The organism is Rhizobium lentis (assembly GCF_017352135.1).
Taxonomy (GTDB): Bacteria; Pseudomonadota; Alphaproteobacteria; order Rhizobiales; family Rhizobiaceae; genus Rhizobium; species Rhizobium lentis.
In genome coordinates, this window is the sequence record NZ_CP071456.1 from 91,374 (window position 1) to 115,557 (window position 24,184).

Consider the following 24,184-nt stretch of genomic DNA (forward strand, 5'->3'; position numbering starts at 1 on the left):
ATCGGGCGTGCATAGATTGGCTTCCACCCCGGCCTGTGTCAGGAATGATCCGTTCGACTCATTTGGAACGGAGTATTCGGCCCCCTGTGACGATCGGCTTTGCGCATGCGGAATTGATTGCGGTGCTCGTCGCGGTGACGGGGGACGAGCCGCGCGTCATGACCATCCGCTCCGGCAACGCGCTGCCGTCGGGGCCTTTCGAAATGGGCCATCGCACCCTGCAATCCGGCCTGCGCGAATGGGTGCAGGAGCAGACGGAGCACCCGGTCGGTTATCTCGAGCAGCTGTATACCTTCGCCGATCGTGACCGAAATAACGAAATCCTCGGCGGGCGGACGATCTCGATCAGTTATCTCGGGCTCGTCAACGAGCAGTCGGGCGCCGGTCGGCCCGGGTGGCATGGCTGGTATGAGTATTTTCCCTGGGAGGACCACCGGCAGGGCCGGCCAGCGGTGCTCGACGAGATCGTCCGGCGTCTGAAGGACTGGGCGGACAACGATCCGGCCCGGCGCGACTACCGCCATCGCCGCGCCGATTTCACCTTCGGCCTCGACGGCGGCGGCTGGAACGAGGACCTGGCGCTGCAGCGCTACGAACTGCTTTACGAAGCCGGGCTTGTCGCCGAAGCGGGCTGCGCGGGTGAAGCCAATCTCGGCCGGGCGATGTTTGCCGACCACCGCCGCATTCTCGCAACCGGCATCGCAAGACTGCGCGCCAAGATCAAATACCGCCCCGTCGTCTTCGAGTTGATGCCCGACAGTTTTACCTTGCTGCGGCTTCAGCGCACCATTGAGGCCTTGGCGGGACTGACGCTGCACAAGCAGAATTTTCGCCGTCTCATCGAGCAGCAGGAACTGGTCGAGGAAACCGGGGGAACCGAAAGCGAAACCGGTGGTCGGCCGGCGAAGCTCTTCCGCTTCCGCCACACCGTGCTCGAAGAACGGGCGCTCGCAGGAACGAAATTACCGCTCTCCCGCAATTGACATATGCTCATTATGAGAATATCTCTTTGCCCGTAATATGCTCAAATCGAGCATAATTAGGAGCCGGTCATGAATCACCCTGTTTCCGCATCCTCGCTCTACGATCGCGTCAGCCGCGTCATTCCCAAAGCCGAGTGGATGTCGTTCGAAAACGACGTGGACGCCATCCTTGAGCTCAAGCGCCGCCGCAACGCCGTCATTCTCGCCCACAATTATCAGACACCCGAGATCTTTCACGGCGTGGCCGATATTGTCGGCGACAGCCTGGCGCTTGCCCGCAAGGCGATCGAGGTTGATGCCGAGGTGATCGTGCTGGCCGGCGTGCATTTCATGGCGGAGACCGCCAAGCTGCTGAACCCTGAGAAAACCGTGCTGATCCCGGATCTCGGCGCCGGCTGTTCGCTGGCCGATTCCATCACGCCCGCGGATATTGCGCTGCTGCGCCAGGCTCATCCCGGTGTGCCCGTCGTCACCTATGTCAATACCTCGGCCGCGGTGAAGGCTGCCTCCGATATCTGCTGCACCTCGGGCAACGCCAAACAGGTGGTGGAGTCGCTCGGCGCGCCGAAGGTGCTGATGATCCCGGACGAATATCTTGCCCGCAATGTCGCCCGCGAAACCGACGTCGAGATCATCGCCTGGCACGGCCATTGCGAAGTGCATGAACTCTTCAGCGCCGACGATGTGCGCCAGCTGCGCGAGAACCATCCGGGCGTGACGGTGCTTGCCCATCCGGAATGCCCGCCTGATGTCGTGGCCGAGGCCGATTTTGCCGGCTCCACCGCCGTCATGTCGGACTATGTCGGCCGGCTGAAGCCGGCCCGGGTCGTGCTGCTCACCGAATGCTCGATGAGCGACAATGTCGCGGTACACCATCCTGATGTCGAGTTCATTCGGCCCTGCAATCTCTGCCCGCATATGAAGCGGATCACCCTTGGCAATATCCGCGCCGCGCTCGAGGAAAACCGCCATGAAGTGACGGTCGATCCGGCGATTGCAGTGGCAGCACGCCGCGCCGTCGAGAGGATGCTCGCGATATGACCGATATCCTCGACCAGTTGGCCGGACGCACCGTCATCGTCGGCAGCGGCCTTGCCGGGCTGATGACGGCGCTGACGCTGGCGCCGGAACCTTCCGTCATCGTGACCCGCGCCGCCCTCGGCGCCGAGACATCGAGCGCCTGGGCGCAGGGCGGCATTGCCGCCAGCATCGGCGCCGACGACAGCGCCGCCTTCCATCTTGCCGATACGCTGGCAGCCGGCGACGGACTTTGCGATCCGATCCTGGCGGCCGGCATCGTCGCCGAGGCCCCGGCGGCAATCGCGGCACTTCAGCGCGCCGGCGTGCGTTTCGACAGCAATGGCGCGGGTGAACTTTCGCTTGGGCTGGAGGCCGCCCATAGCCGCCGCCGGATCGTCCATGCCGAAGGCGACGGCTCGGGCGCAGCGATCATTGCCGCGCTGGTACGGGCGGCGATGCAAACGCCTGCCATATCAGTGCTCGAAGGCTTCGAGGCGCGGCGGATTCTGATGGACGGCGAGTGCGTCTCCGGCCTGCTCTGCGCCACCACAAACGGCGCCGCCATCCTGCCGACCTCCAGGCTGGTGCTCGCCACCGGCGGCATTGGCGGGCTTTATGAGGCGACCACCAATCCGATGTGCAATTTCGGTCAAGGGATCGCGCTCGCCGCAAGGGCGGGTGCTGCGCTCGCCGATATGGAATTCGTGCAGTTCCATCCAACGGCGCTCGATTCCAGCCGCAGGCCCCTGGCGCTGGTCAGCGAGGCGGTGCGCGGCGAGGGGGCCTTGCTCGTCAACGAACGGCGCGAACGGTTCATGGCCCGCATCCCGGGGGCCGAGCTTGCGCCGCGTGACGTGGTGGCGCGAGCGATCAGCGCCGAAATCGCCCGCGGCGGCCGTGTCTTCCTCGATGGCCGCACGGCGCTCGGCAGCCGCTTCGCCACACGTTTTCCGGTGATCGCCGCCCTTTGCGGCGAGGCTGGCATCGATCCGGCGAAAGACCTCATTCCGGTGCGGCCGGCCGTTCACTATCACATGGGCGGCGTTGCCACGGATGCCAACGGCCGCAGCTCGGTTGCCGGCCTCTGGGTCGTCGGCGAAGCTGCCTCGACCGGCCTGCACGGCGCAAACCGGCTTGCCAGCAATTCGCTGCTGGAGGCAGCGGTGACGGGCATGCGGGCAGCGCGCGACATTTCTGGCGTGCCGGCGGGCAACACCGGCGCCACATTCACAGAAAAACTGCCACCGCCCCCCGATGCCTCGCTCGTCCGACCGATCGTCTCGCGCCATCTCGGCGTGCTGCGCAACGGGGGGGCCGTGCATGGCGCCATCGCTGCCTTGCTGCCGCTCGCTGAGAGCAACGGCCCTGCCGCCGATCCGGCCATCGTCGCGCTTTTGATCGCCGTCTTTGCCGGCCTTCGGATGGAATCGCGCGGCGCCCATGCCCGCACCGATTTTCCGCTGAAGCCCGCCCATGCAAGCCGGTGCCGGATGCACCTTTCGGAAGCGCTGGCGATCGCCAGCGCCACACCACCCTATTTGCTGGCCAGGAGTGCCTGAAATGAGCCTCGTCCCCCTTCCGCGTCTGATCGTCGAACCCATGGTGCGGGCAACCCTTCTCGAAGATCTGGGCCTTGCCGGCGACATTACTTCGGCAGCGGTCATCCCCGCCGAGCACCGCTCGACGGTGGTGATGGCCGCCCGGCAGCCGGGTGTCATCGCCGGTCTCGATGCGGCCGACCTTGCTTTTACTCTGGTTGATCCCGCTATCGTCATGCACCGCCATCTCGATGACGGTCAGGCCGTCAAGCCGGGCGACGTCATCGCCACCATCGAGGGGCCGTCGCGCGGCCTGCTGACCGCCGAGCGCACTGCACTGAATTTCCTCGGCCATCTCTCGGGCATCGCGACCGTCACGGCTGCGATCGCCGCCGCCATCAGCGGCACCAAGGCTTCCGTCGCCTGCACGCGCAAGACGACGCCGGGACTGCGGGCGCTGGAGAAATATGCAGTGCGGGCCGGCGGCGGCATGAACCATCGCTTCGCGCTCTATGACGCGGTGCTGATCAAGGACAATCACGTGGCCATCGCCGGCGGCGTTGCCGAGGCGATCCGTCGGGCGCGGGCCGGCGTCGGCCATATGATAAAGATCGAGGTCGAGGTCGATAGGCTCGATCAGCTGCAGGAAGCGATGGCGGTCGGCGTCGATGCGGTTCTGCTTGACAATATGACGCCGGATCAGCTGCGCGAGGCGGTCGGCATCGTCGCCGGTCGGGCGATCACCGAAGCGTCCGGCCGGGTCACGCCGCAGACGGCCGCTGCCATCGCAGCTTCTGGTGTCGACCTCATTTCCGTCGGCTGGCTGACGCACAGCGCGCCGGTCCTGGATATCGGCCTCGATTTCGTCGAGGCCGCGGCCACTGCGGAAAAAGGCCGGAAACAGGTCGCGCAGATGCGTTGATCCTTCAGGCGGCGTGCTGATATTTGCCGGCTACGGAGGGCCCGCCGACTGAAATAACGGAACGCAAACCGCGTCGCCCTGAAAGGTGTCGGTAAGAAATTCCTGTCGGTGCGCGCGAGAAAATGCAAATATTCGAGGAAAATTCTACTTTTTGATAGCAAAAAGCCTATGCGCGGACTGTTTATCGCTCTAACATGTCGCTGAGTGGCAGGTGTGCGTGCGCGCCTGGCTTTCAGGGGTGAGAAGCGGGATGCAACGGACATCCGGACAGATGTCGACGAACAGGCTCTGCCTGCTCGGAAGACCGCGATTGCTGGCAGCGGGGAGGGAACTCCCCTTGCCGGAGAAGTCGTATTTTCTCCTCGCCATGCTCGCCGCCGAAGCCGATCTCGAACTCGACCGCGAAACCGTCAGGCGGCAGCTCTGGCAATCTGAATTGCCGGAGAAACGCGCCGGCAGCCTGCGCCAGCTGCTGGCGCGTATCGAACAAAGCATTCCCGCCGACCTTCCGCCGCTGCTGGCAACGACCCGAACCCATATCGGACTTGCCGATGGCTGGGAGGTTGACGTCCATCTCCTGAAGCAGAAAGGGCCGCTCGCAGCCGAGGATGGCGACATCCTGAATGGCGAACTGCTCGAAGGCGCCAAATCACCGACGCAGGGCGCCGAGGACTGGCTTACCTTCGAGCGCCAGCGTGTCGACGAATTGCGCGCCGCCCATCTCACCCGGCTGGTCGAATCCGCGGAAAACGGGTCGGACGAAGAGCAGGTGGCCTTTGCCCGTCGCCTGCTGGAGCTCGACCCGGCCAGCGAGACCGCCTATCGCGCCCTGATGCGCGCTTATGTCAGGATGAACGATCCCGCAGCGGCCCGCCAGTCCTATCTGAAGTGCAAGTTCCAGCTTAAGGACGAGTTCGACACCGAGCCGGAGGAAAGCACCACCGCTCTTGCCCGCGAGCTCGGCCTGATCCCGGCAGCTCACGCGGCGGCGGCCGACCGCCCGCCAGCAGCGCCCGGCGGCTTCCTCGACCCGCTCGGCCAGCCGCGGATCATCATCCTGCCGCCAGAAAGCATTTTCACCGATCCGCTGATGGAGCGCGTCGGCAGGGCCCTTCTCGAAGACGTCACCATCGGCCTCAGCCAGCAGCGCGGCTTCAAGGTGATCGCGGCCCATACCAGCCTCGAAATCCTCAGCCGCTCGGTCGATCCGGCGCGCGCCGTACCCGGCCCCCTTGATCTCAGCTTCGACTATGCGGTCTACGTGACCATCCAGGGTCGTGACGAAGACGTCTACGCGACCTGCCGGCTGACGCGGACGACGACATCGGAGGTGATCTGGGCCCTCGAACTGCCGTTGGTCATGCAGAAGATCAGCGAATCCTTCGCGCATCTGACGCGGCGGATCGTCTCCTCGCTCGCCGATACGGTCGAACGCCACGAACTGGCGATGCCGATCGGCGACGCGCCGCCGTCGGCTTACCGTCTCTATCTGGAAGGCAAGAGGCTCATCGCCCAAACCGACCTGCAGCATCTGCGCCAGGCGCGCAAATGGTTCAAATCTTCGCTCAATCGTTACGAGAATTTCTCGGCCGCCCATGCCGGAGTGTCGCGCGCGCTCGGCATGGAATGGCTGATCCGCGGCATGCAGGATACTGAATTGCTCGACGAGGCGAATGGCGCCGCCCGGCTGGCGCAGCAGTCCGACCCGAACAGCGGCCGGGCTTACCGCGAACTCGGCTTTGTGGCGCTCTATCGCCGCCGCTTCGACGAAAGCCTGGAATATTTCCAGCAGGCCCAGGATCTCAATCCCAACGACGCCGACATCCTTGCCGATTATGCAGACGCGCTCTGCCATAACGGCGATTTTGACAAGGCGCTGGATCTGAACAAGGCGGCTTTCAGGCTCAATCCGCTGCCGCCGGATTACTACTACTGGAATCGTGGCGGCATTCACTTCGATCGCGGCGAATACCGAGAGACGATCGAGGCACTTGAGCCGGTGAAGTCCAAGCAGGCGACCGCCCGACTCCTCGCAGCCGCCCACGCCATGGCGGGCGATATGAAAAAGGCCGGCGGCTATGCTGACCTCGTTCTGGAAAATTTCCCGGATTTCCGCAGCGAGGACATCCGCCATTTCGTTCCCGACCGTGATCCTCGCTACACGGAAAAGCTGATTCATGGCCTGCATCTGGCAGGACTTCCCTGAATGCATCGCCTTTTAACGAAGCCTGTAACGCTTAAATGACGCAGGCAGTGTTCCCATCCAATGGTTAACGGCAGTCCGGCTGCCTAGCCATTGGAGATGGACGATGAAAACCAGTGTTGAAGTCAATGCCGCAATGCCTTCCCAGCCGCGCTTCTCGGCTGCAGCCAAGGCTGCGATGAAGCAGGACGAGCTCAACGTGGCTGCAAACGCTCTCGAAAACCTGACACATGCGCTGAAGTTCCGCTAAGGACGAAATCGTATGTCCGCCTTCGCCGACCTCGAAACGCTAGCCGGTGATCTCGAGCGATCATCGGCCGGCATCAGCGACTATCATGACCGCGCCGTCACGCCGGCGCAGACACTTGCAGCCATCAGACCCCATCTGCGCGAATTCGGCATCACCCGCGTCGGTCTGCTGACCGCGCTTGACGTGCTGAACATCCCCGTCGCCTTCGCGACAAGGCCGAACAGCCACACGCTTTCGGTCTTTCAAGGCAAAGGCATCGACAACGATGCCGCCATGGCTTCGGCCGCCATGGAGGCGATCGAGACGCGGATCGCGGAAATTGCGCCTGCCGACCTGACGCAGGCGACGGTCGGGAGCATGTGCGCGGAAGGCGCCGCCATGATCGATCTCGACAATGTCGCACGCTGCGCGCCCGACGAAATCGGCGGCGGTCCCATCCCCTGGTGCTCCGGGCTTGATATCCTGTCCGGCAACAGCGTCTTCGTCCCCTGGTGGCTCGTCGGCCTCGACCATCGCGGCGAGCGGCCACCGGGCTTCGAGCAGTCGAGCGACGGGCTCGCCTCCGGCAACACGCCGTCCGAAGCGGTCCTGCACGGACTTTGCGAGCTGGTGGAGCGCGATGCCTGGGCTCTGACCCAGCTGAAATCGCCGCAGCGTCTCAAGGAGAGCCGCATCGACCCCGCCTCCTTCGGCGACGCGGTCATCGACGTCATGACCGACCGGATCACGCGCGCTGGCATGCGGCTGCTGCTGCTCGATATGACCACGGATATCGGCATCCCGGCTTTTCTGGCCATCATCATGCCGGGCAATCTTTCCGGCCGCGTCGACGCGCGCTGGTCGCATGTATGCGGCGGCTGCGGCTGCCACCCCGATCCTGTGCGCGCCGCGCTGCGCGCCATCACCGAGGCGGCGCAGAGCCGGCTGACGGCGATCGCCGGCAGCCGCGACGATTTCTCACCGCGCATCTATCAGCGGCTCGATCGGAGTGCGGCGATGCAGCAGGTGGTCGAACTCTGCGAGGGCGACGGCCGGATGCGCGCCTTCCAGAGCCGCCATCGCCGTTCGGCGACGATCCAGGAGACCATCGGGCAGATAGCCGACCGGTTGGCGGCGACCGGTATCGAGCAGATCGTCGTCGTGCCGATTGACCATCGGGCTTTGCCGGTCTCCGTCGTCAGGGTGATCGTGCCGGGCCTGGAGGTCGACATATCAGGTCAGTACATCCAGCTCGGCATGCGCGCCGTCAACACCATGAGAGGAGCCCAATCATGAAGGTTCTGTTCGTCGGTCCGAGCCTTGGCGGCGGCCTTGCCGCAGCGAGAAACATGTCTCCCTGCATCGATTTCCGGCCGCCCGCCGCCTGCGGCGACATCCTGAAGGCGGTGGAGGACGGCGCCACGGCGATCGGCCTCGTCGACGGCTATTTCGGCGATCTGCCTTCTGTCTGGCACAAGGAAATTCTCTACGCGCTCGAACACGATGTCGCCGTCGCCGGCGGCGCCAGCATGGGCGCCTTGCGGGCCGCCGAATGCGCTCCTTTCGGCATGGTCGGGCTCGGCTCGATCTTCGAGGATTACGAGTCCGGACGGCTGCTCGACGATGAGGCGGTCGCACTGGTGCATGCGCCGGAGGCGCTTGGCTGGCTGCCGCTTTCGGTACCCTGGGTCGATTTCGAGCCGACCATCGAAGCGCTTCACGCCGGCGGCGAGATTTCGTCGGCCGAGCGCAAGAAACTGCTGCTCTCCGGCCGCTTCCTCCATTTTTCCGAGCGCACCTATGCGAGGGTGGTCGACGAGTGCCATTTCCGCAAGCCGCGCCGTGACCACCTTCTCGCCGCGCTCCGCAAGAACCGGGTCGAACGCAAGCGCGACGACGCACGACTGGTGCTGGAATGGCTGCTGCGTGAGGAATTCGTGCCCGCCAACCGTGACTGGCACTTTGCCGCAACCTCACATTGGGAGCTTTTGCACGCCGAAATCACCCGCAGTGTGACTCCTGTAACGCTTGAATAACGGTCGCGGCTAAAAGATGCAGTGGTGATGGATCTGAGGCCTCCACGGCCAAAGGGGCGGGAACAATGTTTGAACAACATAACGAAGGTACAGGCAGCGAATACGCAAGGATCTTCCGGCTGCTGTCGGCAGCCAAGGACGAGGCTGAAAAGCTTCAGCTGCGTAATCTGACGCACCTGACGAACATGGCGCTGCTGCAGGTCGTGATCGATTGGGACGGCATAGATCCCGACAGGGAGCTTGACGTCAACCTCGAAAAACTGCTCGGCAGCAAGGCCAAGATCGCAATGAAGGACGCCAGCGAGAATCTGATCCTGATCGATCGCCATTGAGCTTCATGCAGTGCGCAGGGATCGCGTGAAGGAGATCCGGCCTACTCGGCCGCTTCACCGTCCATTTGTTCGGTGTGGGCGATTGCCTGAACAAGCTTCAGGATCTTCTTGCGAAGCGATTCGTTCTTGATCGAGAAGAACGCTGCGTTCAGAAGGACGCCCTCGCGCGATATGACGAACTCCTCGCTGGGAGCGGGATTGTCGTTCGCTGTCTCAGGGGTCGACAAATCGTCGAAGAACGTCCTGACGTCGACATTCAGCGCTCCAGCGATTTCAACCAGCATGCTGGCGGAAACGCGGTTGGAGCCTTTTTCGTATTTCTGGATCTGCTGGAACGTTACGCCGACACGATCGCCCAATTCCGTCTGCGAAACTTTACGCAGCAGACGCTGGATGCGGATCGTCTTTCCGACATGAACATCCACTGCGTGCGGTTCTTCTTTCATTTTGTTTTCCCTCCTGAGGACACGGAGATGAGGTTATTCGCCATATCCGTGTCTGACAACTTTTAACTGAGATACACAAAGCTAGCAATTGTCCGGCTGTAAGTCGTCCCAAACCGAAACATTGCGTCGCTCCATATTAGCAGCAGCAAAAAACATGCCAAAGTAGCACTTTTGGGGAGTACATCATCCAATTTCATGGGTCGCCGTGCATGGTGCACAGACCTCCGAGGCGGATTTCCGGGCAAACGGTCGGGAACGGCGTAAACCGAACGTTATAATGACCAGAGGCGCTGGGCATTGGCGAAGAGCAGCTTCGCCCGTTCCGCCTCGCTGCTGCCGGAGAGCACCGCATGGGTTGCCGCGACCCAGGTGGAAAGGCCGCCGCCAAGCGTGCAGACCGGCCAGTCGCTTCCCCAGACGACACGATCCCAGCCGAAGCTCGCGATGACGTGTTCGATATAAGGCGTCAGCGTCTGTGCCGTCCATGTCTCGGCCTCGGCATAGGCGACGACGCCGGAAATCTTGCAGATCACGTTCGGCCGCCGGGCGATCTCCGAAATGCCGGCTTTCCACGGTTGGAAGGCATCGGAACGGATATCGGGCACGCCGCAATGGTCGAGGACGAACTGCACATCGGGGGCGAGATCGACGAGAGCGGCGACGCGCCTGGCCTGATGCGGCAATGTGCAGAGATCGAAGGTCAGGCCGCTGCCGCCGAGGCGTCGGATGTTTTCGCGAAACAGGGCGCCTTCGGAGACGTCATCGGGCACGACGTGCAGCACGCGGCGGAAGCCCTTGACGAAAGGATCGGCCCTCTGCCGCTCAAGATAGGCGGCAAAACCCTCCTCTTCCGGCCGGCAGGAAACAATGGCCCCGGCAATCAGGCTGCCTTCCGTTCTGGCGATGCTGGCGACGTGATCGGTCTCGGCCTGCATGACGGCAGGATCGACATCGACCTCCATATGCAGCACCGTCGTGATGCCGCAGCGCCGGGCCTCGGCCGCATAGGTCTCATAGAGGAAATCATGATCGAGAGCCGGCACGCCGGAGAGCCAGGGATAGGAAAGCGCCGACCGGTCGATGATGTGCAGGTGGGTGTCGATCAACACGCGCTTTCTTCCTCCCCAGATTAGTTCCCGACAACCTATCCCTGGTGAATGAATTGTTCAAATAGAAATTCTCACTCAGGCGGGGTTGGCCACATCGGCGCCGGCCAGCAGCGAAAGCTGGGCGGCGGTCTTCTGCACCAGCATGATCGTCTGTGTGATGTCTGGAGCAGACGGCGCGTTGACAAGGGCGATGAAGGGGCACGTGAGGGCGGCGATGCAACGCTGATCCGGCCCGAGAACTGGCGCCGACAGATTGTAGACGCCCGATGTCTGGGCGCTCGCCATCATCTCGTAGCCGCGCTCGCGGATCTGATCGAGACGATCGTAGAATTCGGCGCCGAGTTCGGTCTCTGCGCGGTTGCGCACATGTTCCGATATCATCATCTCACGCTCCTCGCCGCTGCGGAAGGCGAGCAGCACATGCCCCGAACCGGTGTCGAACAGACTGATATGGGCGCCGATGCGGATCGAGAAACCCCAATAGTCCGGCGCCTCCTGCTGGGCGATAACAACGGCTTCGCCGCGATCGAAGACAGCGAGATGATTGGCTTGGCGCGTGCGCTGGGCGAGGTCGCGCATCAGCGGCGTGGCGTAGGAGGCGAGCCGGCGCACCGGCGCATGCAGTTGCGCAAGCCCGAAAAGTTTCAGCGTCAGCGAGTAGCGGTCGCCGTCCAGCCGGGTGACGTAGCCGCGACGCACCAGCCGATCGAGCATGCGATAGAATTCATTGGGGCTGCGGTCGAGCCGCTTGGCGATCTCCGCCTGGGTGAGGCCGCTGTCGACGCCTGCGAGCAGTTCCAGGATATCGAGGCCCTTGTCGAGGGCAGGAGCGCGGTAGCGGTCTGACTCGTCGGTCTCCATTCCTTCCTCCTGTGAATATTCTTCTGCATATACGCAGAACTGCACCCGGAAAAGGAAAACTTCACGCTTGACCCCTTGGCCAATCGTCTGTTTGTCTATAAACAGACGAATTATCATTGAAGACAGCCGATCGGCGGAAACAACGAGAGGCCGGGCCTCATGTCTTGCCGCCGGCCGAAACGCGCAAAGAGGGAAAATGGCAGGCTCTGATGGACCATCCTATTCCATCACCGCGCGGCCTTCGGCAAGATATGAACCGCACGCATCGTCTCGCGTAGACAACTCCAGAAGAGGCCCGTGACATGACAAACAGACTTTCCGGCAAGACCGTTCTCATTACCGCCGCCGGCCAGGGCATCGGCCGGGCGACGGCGGCAGCCTTTGCCGCGGCCGGCGCCAAGGTGCACGCGACCGATATCAACACCGACGCGCTGGCGACGCTGGCGGCCGAAACCGGCGTTGCGACCCACAAGCTGAATGTACTCGAAGACAATGCGGTCAAGGCGCTCGTCGCCGAGATCGGCGCCGTCGATGTGCTGTTCAACTGCGCCGGCTTCGTGCATGCGGGCTCGATCCTCGAGATGCAGGATTCCGATCTCGAATTCGCTTTCGACCTCAACGTCAAGGCGATGATCCGCACCATCCGGGCGGTGCTGCCCGGCATGCTCGAGCGGAAGGATGGAGCGATCATCAACATGGCCTCCGTCGCCTCCAGCATCAAAGGCGTGCCGAACCGCTTCGCCTACGGTGTCACCAAGGCGGCGGTCATCGGGCTCACCAAATCCGTCGCCGCCGACTACGTCTCCGACGGCATCCGCTGCAACGCCATCTGCCCCGGCACGGTCGAAAGTCCGTCGCTGCAGGACCGCATGCGCGCCCAGGGCGATTATGATGCGGCGCGCGCCGCCTTCATCGCCCGCCAGCCGATGGGCCGGCTCGGCTCGCCGCAAGAGATAGCCGATCTCGCCGTCTATCTCGCCGGCGCCACCTACACGTCGGGTCAGGCGATCGCCATCGACGGCGGCTGGACGATCTGACGCCAGCCGATGACGCGGCCGGCAGACTGCCTGGCCGACCCGGCTATCGCAATTGGGAGGAACAACATGACCCGCATCACCGACCTTCGTGTCTTCGATCTCCGTTTTCCTACCTCGCAAAGCCTGGATGGGTCCGATGCGATGAATCCCGATCCGGACTATTCGGCCGCCTATGTCATTCTCGATACAGACGCGCCCGACCTTGCCGGCCACGGCCTGACCTTCACCATCGGCCGCGGCAATGACATTTGCTGCATGGCGATCGAAGCGATGCGCCATCTCGTCGTCGGCGCCGATCTGGCGGAGGTTCTCGCCCATCCCGGCAAATTCTGGCGGCATCTGACGAGCGACAGCCAGCTGCGCTGGATCGGCCCGGAAAAAGGGGCCATTCACCTGGCGACCGGCGCCGTCGTCAACGCCATCTGGGATCTGCTCGCCAAACAGGCCGGCAAACCCGTCTGGCGGCTCGTCGCCGAGATGTCGCCCGAAGAAATCGCCGATATCGTCGACTACCGTTATCTCACCGACGTGCTGACGCGCGACGAGGCGGTCGAGATCCTCGAGCGCGCCGCCGCAGGCAAGGTGGAGCGCATCGCCCTCCTCGAGAAGGAAGGCTATGCCTGCTACACGACCTCGGCCGGCTGGCTGGGCTATGAAGACGAAAAACTGCGCCGGCTCTGCCAGGAGGCGATCGACGCCGGCTTCAACCATATCAAGATGAAGGTCGGCCGCGATCTGCAAGACGATATCCGGCGCCTCCGAATCGCCCGCGAGGTGATCGGTCCCGATCGCTACCTGATGATTGACGCCAACCAGGTCTGGGACGTCGGTCAGGCGATCGACTGGGTCAAGGCGCTTTCTTTCGCCAAGCCCTTCTTCATCGAGGAGCCCACAAGTCCCGACGACATTGCCGGCCACCGCAAGATCCGGCAGGCGATAGGCCCGGTGAAGGTCGCAACCGGCGAGATGTGCCAGAACCGCATCATGTTCAAGCAGTTCATCGCCGAAGGCGCGATCGACATCGTCCAGATCGATTCCTGCCGCATGGGCGGGCTGAACGAGGTCCTCTCCGTGTTGCTGATCGCCGCCAAATTCGGGCTGCCGGTCTGGCCGCATGCCGGCGGCGTCGGTCTCTGCGAATATGTGCAGCACCTGTCGATGATCGATTACATCGCCGTGTCGGGCACCAAGCAGGGGCGCGTCATCGAATATGTCGATCACCTGCACGAACACTTTCTCGACCCCTGCCGGATCGAGAATGCCGCCTATATGCCGCCGACCATGCCGGGCTTTTCGATCGAAATGAAACCGGCGTCGATCAGCAACTATACGTTTTGAGGATAAAGCATGTCGCCCGGAACTGTATGAATCGAATTTGATGCGACGCACTTAGCGTGTCGGCCGACGCGGGTTGGAAGCGCTACAGCATCCGCCTGAAAAAACATGCAGTGCTGCAGCTCATCTTATGCCTCATCCTTTACGGCGCTCGCCGCCATATGCCTGAGATCGTCCCAGAGGGTTTCGGCAAAGCTGCGCAGAACCGTTAGCTCGAAACTGTCCTCCCCGGTGCGGACGATCTGCACGGAGATGTGACTGACCATCGTCATCACCGATCTGCCTTCCGCAAAGACGGCGGGATCGAGATCGACGGCCGTGCCCTTCGAAAGCAAAGCCCGCGAAGATCGGCCTGAGATACCGATGCGGACGCGCCCGTGGCTCTGGTCCGTGACGAAGGCTTTTCCGGCAAGCGCGGCAGCAAGAGCGTCGAGACTTGCGGGGACAATCGGCTCGCCGCCGGCGACGAACCATTGCCGGAAGCCCGCCTGACGGATCGAACTTGTGGCGAGGCCTACTTTCGCCAATTCCGCGGCGAGCGCGGACGGCTCGGTCGCGCCAAGCACATGCAGCAGGTGGCCTTCCGGCAGGGCTTCCAGCCGGATGCCTGCCTCTGAAATACCGGTATATGCAGCCTCGGCCAGAACCGGCTTGTGTTGCGGAAGATCAGGCATGGAGCTTCTCGTTTTCGGGATCGATGAAGACGGGATGGCAGAGCACCGCATCGGTGAATTCGTTGCGAAGGCCGTTCCAGACCGTCACCTTTTCGCCGATGCGCTCCGGCCCGCGCTTCACGAGCGCCAGGCCAATCGTATGGCCGAGCGTCGGCGAGAAGGCGCTCGATGTGACGTAGCCCTGATCGTTTTCGAGCGCCGCCGCAGCGCCCTCGGCCAGGATATGCGAGCCGGTGCGGAAGCTGCTCGCCGGATTGAGCGGCATGACGCCGACGAGGCGCGGGCGCTCGGGATCCTGCAGGCCGTCGCGGGCGAGCATCGCCTTGCCGATGAAATCCGGCTTGGTCGATGAAACCATGCGGCCGAAGCCGAGATCGCCTGGTGTGACCGTGCCATTGATCTCGGCATGGGTGACGTGGCCTTTCTCGATGCGCATGACGCCGAGCGCTTCGGCGCCGTAGGCGCAGATGCCATGTTTTTCGCCTGATGCCATGATCGCGTCGGCAACGCCTTCGCCGTAACCGGCCGGCACTGCCAGCTCGTAGGCGAGTTCGCCGGAGAAGGAGATGCGGAAAAGCCGGCCTTGGAGCCGGCCGCCGAACAGCGAAACCTTGCGGGCGGTCATGAAGGGGAAGGCCGCATCCGACAGATCCTCATCGACGATCTCCGACAGGATGGCGCGGGACTTCGGCCCGGCAACGGCCATCTGCGCCCATTGGTCGGTCGAGGAGGCGAAGCAGACGTCGAGCTCCGGCCAGAGCGCCTGGGCACAGAATTCGAGATGGCTCAGTACGCCGGCGGCAAGTGCGGTGGTCGTCGTCATGAAGAAATGGTCGTCGCTGAAACGGCTGGTGGTGCCGTCGTCATAGATGAAGCCGTCCTCGCGCAGCATGATGCCGTAACGCGCCTTGCCGACGGCGAGCTTGGCGAAGCCGTTGCAGTAGACGCGGTCGAGAAAGGTCGCGGCGTCGCGGCCGAAGATTTCGATCTTGCCGAGCGTCGAGACGTCGCAAAGGCCGGCATTCTTCCTGATATTCAGCACCTCGCGGTCGACGCTTTCGCGCCATGTCGTCTCGCCGGCGCGCGGGAACCAGGAAGAACGATACCAGAGGCCGGTTTCGACGAAGACCGCACCGTTCTTCGCGGCCCAGCCATGCAGCGGCGATTTGCGTGCCGGTTGGAAATGCTTGCCGCGCGACGCCCCGGTCAACGCGCCGAACGAGACTGGCGTATAGAAGGGCCGAAAGGTCGTCGTGCCCACTTCGGCGGGCGAAACACCGCGCGCCTTGGCAAGGATGCCGATGGCGTTGATGTTGGAAAGCTTGCCCTGGTCGGTTGCCATGCCCGATGTGGTGTAACGCTTGGCGAGTTCGACATGGCCGTAGCCTTCGCGGACGGCGAGACCGAGGTCCTTCAGATGCACGTCGTTCTGATAATCGACGAAAGCCTTTCCCTTCGAACCGTTGACCGACCAGAGGGGCTTGTCACGCCAAGCCGCCTCGGTGGCCGAAGCAAAGGCCGGCTCCGCGGCGAAGCCGATCGCCTGCAGTGCGGCTGATGCCTTTGCGGCACCATCGCCGAGGCAGGCCGCGATTTGCGCAAGGCCGGCGGCCGCCCCGGCAACGGCAAGACCGTCCTGCGCGGCCGGCGCCAGAAACGCCGAGGCCTCGTCCGACCATTGCGGCTTGCCGCCGCGATGGCAGGCGAGATGGATGATCGGGCTCCAGCCGCCCGACATGGCAAGCGCATCGGCTTCGATCCGGCGAAGACCCTCTTCGGTTTTGACGCTGACGCCGCGCAGGCGCTTGCCGCCATGGGCATCGATGATGCGGGCGCCCTTCAGCACCTCGGCCCGGCCTTGCCAGCCTTCGGCTGCATCCGGGCGGCTGTCGACGATCGCGGCGACGGCAAGGCCGGCAGCTTCGAGGTCGGCGGCAGTGCGATAACCGGCATCATTGGTGGTGAAGATCACCGTGCTTTGGCCTGGCGCGACCGCCTGCCGGTTGAGGTAGCTGCGCATGGCGCCCGCCATCATCACACCGGGAATATCGTTGCCGCCGAAGACGAGCGGCCGTTCTTCGGCCCCCGTCGCGAGGATCGCCTGCCGGGCAATGATGCGCCACAACCGTTCGACCGGACGTTCCGGATCGGGCGTCGCCACATGCTTCTGCACGCGTTCGACCGCGCCGAAAACATTGTCGTCGTACCAGCCGAAAACCGTCGTGCGTGGCAGGCGACGAACGTTCTCCAGTTCCTCCAGCTGGGTAAGCAGCTCGTTGAGAAGAGCGTCCGCCGGCTTGCCGTCAACTGCACCGCTTTCGGAAAGCAGGCTGCCGCCGAGTTCGGCACCCTCGTCGGCGAGGATGACACGCGCGCCGGCGCGGCCGGCGGTGAGTGCCGCGGCAAGGCCGGCGGCGCCGGCGCCGATCACCAGCAGATCGCAATGCGCCCAGCATTTCTCGTAGGAATCGGGATCAGCGTCATAGGAGGCTTTGCCGAGGCCCGCGGCCTTGCGGATCACCGGCTCGTAGAGTTTTTCCCAGAGGGCTGCCGGCCACATGAAGGTCTTGTAGTAGAAGCCGGCGCTGAGGAAGGGCGACAGCAGCCCGTTGACCGCGCCAACGTCGAAGCCGAGCGAAGGCCAGCGGTTCTGGCTCCTTGCCGCCAGTCCCTGATAGAGCTCGATCATCGTCGCGCGCGTATTCGGTTCGGTGCGCCCGCCGCTGCCCGTCGTCACCAGCGCGTTCGGCTCGGCAGCACCCGCCGTTAGAATGCCGCGCGGGCGGTGATACTTAAAGCTGCGCCCGACGAGCTTGATACCGTTGGCAAGCAGCGCCGAGGCGAGCGTGTCGCCCGGATAGCCTTCAAACGCCCGGCCGTCGAAGGTGAAGCCGAGTGAAGTGGAACGGTCGATGCGGCCGCCGGAGGAAAGACGGAAACTCGTCATGCCGGGTCCCCACCGAGCTTGTATAACGCGGCATCCCGAACCCCGTGAACCGCATGGGTGACGGTATCGCGTTCGACGATCAGCCAGCGGCGGCATCCCGAGGAATGGTGCCAGTATTCGCTATGCCGGCCTCTCGGATTGTCGCGCAGATAGACATAGTCGAACCAGGCGTCCTGCCCGGCATCCGGCGCCGGTCTGACAAGCCGAGCATCGCCGCGAATCGAGAATTCCTCCTTCGGCCTCGCGCCGCAATGGGGACAGGAAATCAGGCTTGCCATGGTCAAATGTCCTCAGTGCAGATTGGGCTGGGCGCCGACGCCCTTTTCATCGATCTGGTAGCCGCGCGCGAAACGGTCGAGCCGGAAGGCGCGGGCCGTCTGATGCGGCGTGTTGCGGGCGATCAGATGGGCGTAGCACAAGCCGGAGGCAGGCGTGGCCTTGAAGCCGCCGTAACACCAGCCGGCGTTGAGATAGAGATTGTCGATATGGGTGCGGTCGATGATCGGCGAGCCGTCCATGCTCATATCCATGATACCGCCCCAGGAGCGCAGATAACGCACGCGCGACAGCGACGGGATCATTGCAAGGCCGGCCTCGGCGACATGCTCGACGGTCGCCAGATTGCCGCGCTGGGCATAGGAATTGTAGCCGTCGATATCGCCGCCGAAGACCAGGCCGCCCTTGTCGGACTGGGACACGTAGAAATGGCCGGCGCCGAAGGTGACGACATTGTCGATGAAAGGTTTCAACCCTTCGGAGACAAAGGCCTGCAGCACATGGCTTTCGATCGGCAGGCGAAGGCCCGCCATATCGGCGACGACGGTGGAATTGCCGGCCGCCGCAAGCGCCAGTTTGCCGCAGCCGATGAAGCCCCTGCTGGTCTCCACGCCGGTGACCTCACCATTCTCCGTGCGGATTCCGGTCACCTCGCACTGGGTGATGATGTCGACGCCGCGGCTGTCGGCGCCGCGGGCATAGCCCCAGGCCACCGCGTCGTGGCGCACTGTGCCACCGCGCGGCTGGAAGAGACCGCCCATGACCGGGAAACGGGCATTGTCGAAATCGAGGAAGGGCAGTTTTCGGCGCACCGCCTGCCGGTCAAGGAGCTCGGCGTCGACGCCATGAAGTCGCATGGCGTTGCCGCGGCGCGTGTAGGCGTCGCGCTGCGCGTCGGAATGAAAGAGGTTGAGCACGCCGCGCTGCGAGACCATTGCGTTGAAGTTGAAGTCCTGCTCCAATCCCTCCCAGAGCTTCATCGACAGCTCGTAGAAGGGGTTGTTGCCGGGCAGCAGGTAATTGGAGCGAATGATCGTCGTGTTCCTCCCGATATTGCCGGAGCCGAGATAGCCCTTTTCGAGGACGGCGACATTGGTGACGCCGAATTCCTTGGCAAGATAATAGGCGGTGGCAAGACCATGACCGCCGCCGCCGACGATGACGACGTCGTAACGCGGCTTCGGCGCGGGGTCGCGCCAGGCAGGCTTCCAGCCCTTGTTGCCGCGAAGGCCGCTGAGGAAAATCGAAAGAGCCGAATAGCGCATGGATCAATCCGAGAAGAACGAGCGCATGATGCCAGAACGGTCGCGATCGACTTGCGCAATTGGGACGTCAACCATTAGAAAAGAGACATGTCCGCAGTTGAACCTAAACCCGACAGCAGAATTGTCCAGGAGATCGGCTTCATCCTGATCCCGGGATTCGCGCTGATGTCTTACGCTTCGGCGACGGAGCCGCTCAGGGCAGCCAATCTTCTGGCCGGCCGCGAGATTTATCGCCTGTCGATCTTCTCGCCCGATGGTGCGCCGGCGCTTTCGTCCTCCGGCGTCAGCGTGCCGGCCGAACCTCTTCCCGTCAGGGGTTCAGGCCTCGGCACGGCCTTCGTCTGCGCCGGCGGCTCGCCGCGTGACTGGCGATATCCGGGCGTGCTTGCCTGCATCAGGCAGCTATCGCGCGAAGGTGTCAGGATCGGCGGCATATCGGGCGGTCCCTATCTGATGGCCGCCGCCGGGCTGCTTGGCGGCCGCGACTTCACCATCCATTGGGAACATGCCGCCGCCCTTCTCGAATCCTTCCCGGATCTGACGCCGCGCCAGGCGCGGTTCGTGATCGACGGCAACCGCATCACCTGCGGCGGCGGCATTGCGCCGCTCGATATGATGCATGTGCTGATCGCCGAGCGCATGGGGCCGGATTTCGCCCGCCGCGTCAGCGACTGGTATCTCCACACCGAAGTCAACGAGCCCGCCGCGCCGCAGCGCGCGTCGCTCGCCGAGCGCTACGGCGTCCATCATCCCGGCCTTCTTAGCGTTCTCGAGCGGATGGAGGAGACGATCGAGATGCCGCTCGGTCGCGCCGCCATGGCGCGCATCGCTGGTGTCACCCCCCGTCACCTCGACCGGCTCTTTTCAACCCATCTCGGCACGACCTTTCTCAATCAGTATCACCGGATCAGGCTTCAGCATGCCCAACGCCTGCTGAGGCAGAGCCCGCTTTCCATCTCGGAAATCGCGGTCGCCACCGGTTTTTCCAGTCCGAGCCATTTTTCCCGCATGTTCCGATCCGTCTACGGCACGGCTCCGAGTGAGGCGCGGCGCGATTGAGTTTTCTTCAAGGTTGAGGAAATTTCACTACCACGATAGGATTGCCCTCCGACAAAAAAACAAGGCGACAGCGGAAAATCCATGAAATCCAAACATGAAGCGGAAAAGCAACCGGAACCGGCGCATGGCGGACGCGCTGCTTTTTCGCAGGATCCGCACGCTGTCCGGGAGCCGAAGGAAAACAACCTCGAAATGGCGATCGGCCATGAGGTGCGCGCCTACCGCAAGAAACTCGGCATTACGGTGACCGATCTCGCGGCCGCCACCGGCATTTCGCTCGGCATGCTGTCGAAGATCGAGAACGGCAACATCTCGCCGTCGCTGACGACGCTGCAATCGCTGTCGCGGGCGCTCGGCGTTCCGCTGACAGCTTTTTTTCGCCGCTACGAGGAGCCGCGCAATGCCGTCTTCGTAAAAGCGGGGCAGGGCATCGAGCTGGAGCGGCGCGGCACCCGCGCTGGCCATCAGTATAATCTGCTCGGCCATATCGACAACAACACCAGCGGCGTCATCGTCGAGCCCTACCTGATCACGCTGACGGCCGATTCCGATGTTTTCCCTACCTTTCAGCATGAGGGCATGGAGTTTCTCTACATGCTCGAAGGCGAGGTCATCTACCGCCACGGCGACCAGCTTTTCCAGATGCAGCCGGGCGACAGCCTGTTCTTCGACGCCGATGCGCCGCATGGGCCGGAGGAACTGGTAAAACTGCCGAGCAGGTACCTCTCCATCATCAGCTATCCCCAGCAGAATTCGCGAAGCTGACTTGCCTTAGAAGAAAAGTTTATTCCTACCAGTTGAAGTCCTTACATAGACCTGCTAGTCCTTTCTCAACATGAAAGGAGGCACAGCCTATGTGCGGCATTGTTGGATTGTTCCTCAAGGACAAGAGCCTTGAGCCTCAGCTGGGAAACCTGCTCTCGGATATGCTGATCACCATGACGGATCGCGGGCCGGACTCGGCCGGTATAGCGATTTATGGCGGCTCCGCAGAGGGCAAGGCGAAAATCACTATCCAGTCCAGCAATCCAGGCGCGGACTTCGACAGCCTGGCCGCTGACCTCGAGGAAGCCGGCATCAAGGCGCATGTGTGGATCAAGAGCACGCACGCGGTCATTGAGCTTGATGCCTCCAAGCTTGGAGCAGTGCGCGAGGCGCTCGAACGGATTCGCCCGGCAGTCCGCCTTATGGGCTCGGGTGAGAGCGTCGAAATCTACAAGGAAATCGGTCTCCCAAAAGATGTTGTGGCGCGGTTTGGCGTCCGCGCGATGAGCGGGACCCACGGCATCGGCCATACCCGCATGGCGACGGAATCCGCCGTCACCACCCTCGGCGCCCATCCATTCTCGACCGGCGCCGACCAGTGCCTCGTGCACAATGGCTCGCTGTCCAACCATAACAACCTGCGGCGCGAGTTGGTTCGCGAGGGCATGACTTTCGAAACGCAGAACGATTCCGAAGTCGCCGCCGCCTATCTGACGGCCGAAATGGCCAAGGGCAAGGATCTCGGCCAGGCGCTGACCGGCGCGCTCGACGACCTCGACGGCTTCTTCACCTTTGTCGTCGGCACCAAATCCGGCTTCGGCGTGGTGCGCGACCCGATCGCCTGCAAGCCCGCCGTCATGGCCGAGACGGAGCAATATGTCGCCTTCGGTTCGGAATACCGCGCGCTGGTCAATCTTCCCGGCATTGAGAACGCCCGCGTCTGGGAGCCGGAGCCGGCAACGGTCTACTTCTGGGATCACGACAAGGCGGCCTGAGGCGCGCTAAAAGCCAAGAGGCGGCGCGGACCGTCTCCCGGACCAACGAGGATTCAATGCCGACATTCGATCTTTCCAACACGCCTCTTCGCGAATTGAACAGCGCGCTGCACGCTCTTTCCAAAGGCGCCAACGACACTGAATTCGAGGTCATCAACCCGCGCGGCAGCCATGCCGTCGCCGTCGGGATCGACAGCCCGGTGACGGTCGCTGTCAGGGGATCTGTCGGCTATTACTGCGCCGGCATGAATGACGGCGGCAAGGTGACGGTTCATGGCTCGGCCGGTCCGGGTGTTGCCGAAAACATGATGTCGGGCACCGTCGTCATCGAGGGCGACGCCAGCCAATATGCCGGGGCCACCGGCCGCGGCGGCCTGCTCGTCATCAAGGGCAATGCCGCTTCGCGCTGCGGCATTTCGATGAAGGGCATCGACATCGTCGTCCACGGCAGCATCGGCCACATGTCGGCCTTCATGGGCCAGTCCGGGCATCTCGTCGTCCTTGGCGACGCCGGCGATGCGCTTGGGGATTCGCTCTACGAAGCCAAGCTGTTCGTCCGCGGCGAGGTGAAGAGCCTCGGCTCCGACTGCATCGAGAAAGAGATGCGGCCGGAGCATCTGGAGAAGCTGGCCGAACTGCTCGGCAAGGCAGGCGTGACGGACGTCAGACCCGAAGAGTTCAAGCGCTACGGCTCCGCCCGCAAGCTCTACAATTTCAACATCGACAACGCAGATGCGTACTGAGGCGAGGGACACTCATGAGCTATCACAACCCCTATACCCCGCCACGCAAGTCCGCGACTTTCGACGACTATACGCTCGCCGAAATCCGCCGCGCGGCCGCCACCGGCATCTATGACATCCGCGGCGCCGGCACCAAGCGCAAGGTTCCGCATTTCGACGATCTGCTGTTCCTCGGCGCCTCGATCTCACGCTATCCGCTCGAAGGCTACCGCGAGAAGTGCGATACGACGGTGGTGCTCGGCTCCCGCTTCGCCAAGAAGCCGATCACGCTCAAGACGCCGATTACCATCGCCGGCATGAGTTTCGGTGCGCTTTCCGGCAACGCCAAGGAAGCGCTCGGCCGGGGTGCGACGATCGCGGGCACGTCGACCACGACAGGCGATGGCGGCATGACGGATGAGGAACGCGGGCATTCGCAGACTCTGGTCTATCAATATCTGCCGTCGCGCTATGGCATGAACCCGAAGGACCTGCGCCGCGCCGACGCGATCGAAGTCGTCGTCGGTCAGGGCGCCAAGCCCGGCGGCGGCGGCATGCTGCTCGGCCAGAAGATTTCCGACCGCGTCGCCAATATGCGCAACCTGCCGAAGGGCATCGACCAGCGCTCGGCCTGCCGCCATCCCGACTGGACAGGCCCCGATGATCTGGAAATCAAGATCATGGAGCTGCGCGAGATCACTGACTGGGAAAAGCCGATCTTCGTCAAAGTCGGCGGAGCGCGTCCATACTACGACACCGCTCTTGCCGTGAAGGCTGGCGCCGACGTAGTGGTGCTCGACGGCATGCAGGGCGGCACGGCGGCGACCCAGGACGTCTTCATCGAGAATGTCGGCATGCCGACGCTCGCCTGCATTCGTCCGGCCGTCCAGGCGCTGCAGGATCTCGGCATGCACCGAAAGGTGCAGCTGATCATCTCGGGCGGTATCCGCTCGGGCGCCGACGTGGCGAAGGCGCTGGCGCTCGGCGCCGACGCGGTCGCGATCGGAACGGCGGCGCTCGTCGCCATCGGCGACAACGATCCGCGCTGGGAAGAGGAATATCAGAAGCTAGGCACGACGGCCGGCGCCTATGACGATTGGCATGAAGGCAAGGATCCGGCGGGCATCACCACACAGGACCCGGAGCTGGCAAAACGCCTCGACCCGGTTGCGGCCGGCCGCCGCCTCGCCAACTACCTCAAGGTCATGACGCTCGAAGCTCAGACGATTGCACGCGCCTGCGGTAAGAACCACCTGCACAATCTCGAACCGGAAGACCTTGTCGCACTGACAATCGAGGCATCGGCCATGGCGCAGGTGCCGCTCGCCGGCACCAACTGGATCCCCGGCAAGGGAGGCTTCTGATTTCTACCGGCCGGGCAATATCCCGGCCGTCTCATATCCATAACCAAAGTGTCTCGAAGAAATCCA

At 63.3% G+C, this 24,184-nt stretch carries 23 protein-coding genes; 16 read left to right on the forward strand and 7 right to left on the reverse strand.

Annotation, left to right across the window (positions count from 1 at the left end):
* Nucleotides 1-44: 44 nt before the first annotated feature.
* The 9 genes from J0663_RS26755 to J0663_RS26795 all read left to right on the forward strand — a co-directional run bounded on the left by J0663_RS26755 (nt 45) and on the right by J0663_RS26795 (nt 9,263).
* Nucleotides 45-983: an NUDIX hydrolase gene (locus J0663_RS26755; protein WP_207245814.1), complete on the forward strand. Its 939-nt coding sequence runs from the start codon at nt 45-47 to the stop codon at nt 981-983.
* Between the two features lie 69 nt (nt 984-1,052).
* Nucleotides 1,053-2,024, forward strand: coding sequence for a quinolinate synthase NadA (gene nadA / locus J0663_RS26760; RefSeq protein ID WP_207245815.1), 972 nt, complete (start codon nt 1,053-1,055; stop codon nt 2,022-2,024).
* Nucleotides 2,021-3,562 (forward strand): L-aspartate oxidase, encoded by a 1,542-nt coding sequence (locus J0663_RS26765; protein ID WP_207245816.1) that lies wholly within the window; start codon nt 2,021-2,023, stop codon nt 3,560-3,562. The genes nadA and J0663_RS26765 overlap by 4 nt, the downstream gene beginning before the upstream one ends.
* A 1-nt stretch (nt 3,563) precedes the next feature.
* Nucleotides 3,564-4,463, forward strand: coding sequence for a carboxylating nicotinate-nucleotide diphosphorylase (nadC, locus tag J0663_RS26770; RefSeq protein WP_207245817.1), 900 nt, complete (start codon nt 3,564-3,566; stop codon nt 4,461-4,463).
* Between the two features lie 250 nt (nt 4,464-4,713).
* Nucleotides 4,714-6,669, forward strand: coding sequence for an AfsR/SARP family transcriptional regulator (locus tag J0663_RS26775; protein WP_207245818.1), 1,956 nt, complete (start codon nt 4,714-4,716; stop codon nt 6,667-6,669).
* Nucleotides 6,670-6,772: 103 nt separating this feature from the next.
* Nucleotides 6,773-6,916 carry a hypothetical protein gene (locus J0663_RS26780; protein ID WP_207245819.1) on the forward strand — a complete coding sequence of 48 codons (144 nt, stop codon included), beginning with the start codon at nt 6,773-6,775 and terminating at the stop codon, nt 6,914-6,916.
* 12 nt (nt 6,917-6,928) lie between these two features.
* Nucleotides 6,929-8,191 carry a YcaO-like family protein gene (locus tag J0663_RS26785; protein WP_207245820.1) on the forward strand — a complete coding sequence of 421 codons (1,263 nt, stop codon included), beginning with the start codon at nt 6,929-6,931 and terminating at the stop codon, nt 8,189-8,191.
* On the forward strand, nt 8,188-8,931 hold the full coding sequence (locus J0663_RS26790; RefSeq protein WP_207245821.1) for a TfuA-like protein: 744 nt from the start codon (nt 8,188-8,190) through the stop codon (nt 8,929-8,931). Before J0663_RS26785 ends, J0663_RS26790 begins: the two co-directional genes overlap by 4 nt.
* Nucleotides 8,932-8,996: 65 nt before the next feature.
* Entirely contained in the window at nt 8,997-9,263 is a 267-nt protein-coding gene (locus tag J0663_RS26795; protein ID WP_138331511.1) for a hypothetical protein, read from the forward strand.
* Between the two features lie 41 nt (nt 9,264-9,304).
* Here J0663_RS26795 and J0663_RS26800 read toward each other — a convergent pair whose 3' ends face one another.
* The 3 genes from J0663_RS26800 to J0663_RS26810 all read right to left on the reverse strand — a co-directional run bounded on the left by J0663_RS26800 (nt 9,305) and on the right by J0663_RS26810 (nt 11,679).
* A complete protein-coding gene (locus tag J0663_RS26800) occupies nt 9,305-9,709 on the reverse strand; it encodes a helix-turn-helix domain-containing protein (RefSeq protein ID WP_207245822.1) in 405 nt (134 codons plus the stop codon).
* Between the two features lie 272 nt (nt 9,710-9,981).
* Nucleotides 9,982-10,818 carry an amidohydrolase family protein gene (locus J0663_RS26805; RefSeq protein WP_207245823.1) on the reverse strand — a complete coding sequence of 279 codons (837 nt, stop codon included), beginning with the start codon at nt 10,816-10,818 and terminating at the stop codon, nt 9,982-9,984.
* A gap of 75 nt (nt 10,819-10,893) precedes the next feature.
* Nucleotides 10,894-11,679 carry an IclR family transcriptional regulator gene (locus J0663_RS26810; protein ID WP_207245824.1) on the reverse strand — a complete coding sequence of 262 codons (786 nt, stop codon included), beginning with the start codon at nt 11,677-11,679 and terminating at the stop codon, nt 10,894-10,896.
* Nucleotides 11,680-11,981: 302 nt separating this feature from the next.
* Between J0663_RS26810 and J0663_RS26815 the strand changes: the two genes are divergently transcribed.
* Complete coding sequence (locus J0663_RS26815; protein ID WP_207245825.1) at nt 11,982-12,716, forward strand: SDR family oxidoreductase; 735 nt, start codon at nt 11,982-11,984, stop codon at nt 12,714-12,716.
* A gap of 66 nt (nt 12,717-12,782) precedes the next feature.
* Nucleotides 12,783-14,054: an L-fuconate dehydratase gene (locus tag J0663_RS26820; RefSeq protein ID WP_207245826.1), complete on the forward strand. Its 1,272-nt coding sequence runs from the start codon at nt 12,783-12,785 to the stop codon at nt 14,052-14,054.
* A 125-nt stretch (nt 14,055-14,179) separates the two neighbouring features.
* Here J0663_RS26820 and J0663_RS26825 read toward each other — a convergent pair whose 3' ends face one another.
* The 4 genes from J0663_RS26825 to J0663_RS26840 are packed head-to-tail and all read right to left on the reverse strand — an operon-like array spanning nt 14,180 to nt 19,213.
* Entirely contained in the window at nt 14,180-14,725 is a 546-nt protein-coding gene (locus tag J0663_RS26825) for a sarcosine oxidase subunit gamma family protein (protein WP_207245827.1), read from the reverse strand.
* Entirely contained in the window at nt 14,718-17,672 is a 2,955-nt protein-coding gene (locus J0663_RS26830; protein ID WP_207245828.1) for a sarcosine oxidase subunit alpha family protein, read from the reverse strand. Before J0663_RS26830 ends, J0663_RS26825 begins: the two co-directional genes overlap by 8 nt.
* Nucleotides 17,669-17,950, reverse strand: coding sequence for a sarcosine oxidase subunit delta (locus tag J0663_RS26835; RefSeq protein ID WP_207245829.1), 282 nt, complete (start codon nt 17,948-17,950; stop codon nt 17,669-17,671). The genes J0663_RS26830 and J0663_RS26835 overlap by 4 nt, the downstream gene beginning before the upstream one ends.
* Nucleotides 17,951-17,962: 12 nt before the next feature.
* A complete protein-coding gene (locus tag J0663_RS26840) occupies nt 17,963-19,213 on the reverse strand; it encodes a sarcosine oxidase subunit beta family protein (protein WP_207245830.1) in 1,251 nt (416 codons plus the stop codon).
* Between the two features lie 87 nt (nt 19,214-19,300).
* Here J0663_RS26840 and J0663_RS26845 point away from each other — a divergent pair, with 87 nt between their 5' ends.
* The 5 genes from J0663_RS26845 to J0663_RS26865 all read left to right on the forward strand — a co-directional run bounded on the left by J0663_RS26845 (nt 19,301) and on the right by J0663_RS26865 (nt 24,118).
* Nucleotides 19,301-20,272: a GlxA family transcriptional regulator gene (locus J0663_RS26845; protein WP_207245831.1), complete on the forward strand. Its 972-nt coding sequence runs from the start codon at nt 19,301-19,303 to the stop codon at nt 20,270-20,272.
* A gap of 81 nt (nt 20,273-20,353) precedes the next feature.
* Nucleotides 20,354-21,037, forward strand: a complete 684-nt coding sequence (locus tag J0663_RS26850; protein WP_207245832.1) for a helix-turn-helix domain-containing protein — start codon at nt 20,354-20,356, stop codon at nt 21,035-21,037.
* An 89-nt stretch (nt 21,038-21,126) separates the two neighbouring features.
* On the forward strand, nt 21,127-22,032 hold the full coding sequence (locus tag J0663_RS26855; protein ID WP_207245833.1) for a class II glutamine amidotransferase: 906 nt from the start codon (nt 21,127-21,129) through the stop codon (nt 22,030-22,032).
* Nucleotides 22,033-22,088: 56 nt separating this feature from the next.
* Complete coding sequence (locus tag J0663_RS26860) at nt 22,089-22,775, forward strand: GltB/FmdC/FwdC-like GXGXG domain-containing protein (protein ID WP_085781209.1); 687 nt, start codon at nt 22,089-22,091, stop codon at nt 22,773-22,775.
* 14 nt (nt 22,776-22,789) lie between these two features.
* Entirely contained in the window at nt 22,790-24,118 is a 1,329-nt protein-coding gene (locus J0663_RS26865) for an FMN-binding glutamate synthase family protein (RefSeq protein WP_207245834.1), read from the forward strand.
* Nucleotides 24,119-24,184: the final 66 nt, after the last annotated feature.

Bases quoted from the DNA above. Each gene is read 5' to 3' on its own strand.
- nadA (WP_207245815.1), top strand. From the start codon at position 1,053: ATGAATCACCCTGTTTCCGCATCCTCGCTCTACGATCGCGTCAGCCGC.
- J0663_RS26820 (WP_207245826.1), top strand. From the start codon at position 12,783: ATGACCCGCATCACCGACCTTCGTGTCTTCGATCTCCGTTTTCCTACC.
- J0663_RS26810 (WP_207245824.1), bottom strand. From the start codon at position 11,679: ATGGAGACCGACGAGTCAGACCGCTACCGCGCTCCTGCCCTCGACAAG.
- J0663_RS26860 (WP_085781209.1), top strand. From the start codon at position 22,089: ATGCCGACATTCGATCTTTCCAACACGCCTCTTCGCGAATTGAACAGC.
- J0663_RS26865 (WP_207245834.1), top strand. From the start codon at position 22,790: ATGAGCTATCACAACCCCTATACCCCGCCACGCAAGTCCGCGACTTTC.
- J0663_RS26755 (WP_207245814.1), top strand. From the start codon at position 45: ATGATCCGTTCGACTCATTTGGAACGGAGTATTCGGCCCCCTGTGACG.
- J0663_RS26785 (WP_207245820.1), top strand. From the start codon at position 6,929: ATGTCCGCCTTCGCCGACCTCGAAACGCTAGCCGGTGATCTCGAGCGA.
- J0663_RS26825 (WP_207245827.1), bottom strand. From the start codon at position 14,725: ATGCCTGATCTTCCGCAACACAAGCCGGTTCTGGCCGAGGCTGCATAT.
- J0663_RS26840 (WP_207245830.1), bottom strand. From the start codon at position 19,213: ATGCGCTATTCGGCTCTTTCGATTTTCCTCAGCGGCCTTCGCGGCAAC.
- J0663_RS26830 (WP_207245828.1), bottom strand. From the start codon at position 17,672: ATGACGAGTTTCCGTCTTTCCTCCGGCGGCCGCATCGACCGTTCCACT.
- J0663_RS26780 (WP_207245819.1), top strand. From the start codon at position 6,773: ATGAAAACCAGTGTTGAAGTCAATGCCGCAATGCCTTCCCAGCCGCGC.
- J0663_RS26815 (WP_207245825.1), top strand. From the start codon at position 11,982: ATGACAAACAGACTTTCCGGCAAGACCGTTCTCATTACCGCCGCCGGC.
- nadC (WP_207245817.1), top strand. From the start codon at position 3,564: ATGAGCCTCGTCCCCCTTCCGCGTCTGATCGTCGAACCCATGGTGCGG.
- J0663_RS26795 (WP_138331511.1), top strand. From the start codon at position 8,997: ATGTTTGAACAACATAACGAAGGTACAGGCAGCGAATACGCAAGGATC.
- J0663_RS26790 (WP_207245821.1), top strand. From the start codon at position 8,188: ATGAAGGTTCTGTTCGTCGGTCCGAGCCTTGGCGGCGGCCTTGCCGCA.
- J0663_RS26850 (WP_207245832.1), top strand. From the start codon at position 20,354: ATGAAATCCAAACATGAAGCGGAAAAGCAACCGGAACCGGCGCATGGC.
- J0663_RS26845 (WP_207245831.1), top strand. From the start codon at position 19,301: ATGTCCGCAGTTGAACCTAAACCCGACAGCAGAATTGTCCAGGAGATC.
- J0663_RS26800 (WP_207245822.1), bottom strand. From the start codon at position 9,709: ATGAAAGAAGAACCGCACGCAGTGGATGTTCATGTCGGAAAGACGATC.
- J0663_RS26855 (WP_207245833.1), top strand. From the start codon at position 21,127: ATGTGCGGCATTGTTGGATTGTTCCTCAAGGACAAGAGCCTTGAGCCT.
- J0663_RS26835 (WP_207245829.1), bottom strand. From the start codon at position 17,950: ATGGCAAGCCTGATTTCCTGTCCCCATTGCGGCGCGAGGCCGAAGGAG.
- J0663_RS26765 (WP_207245816.1), top strand. From the start codon at position 2,021: ATGACCGATATCCTCGACCAGTTGGCCGGACGCACCGTCATCGTCGGC.
- J0663_RS26775 (WP_207245818.1), top strand. From the start codon at position 4,714: ATGCAACGGACATCCGGACAGATGTCGACGAACAGGCTCTGCCTGCTC.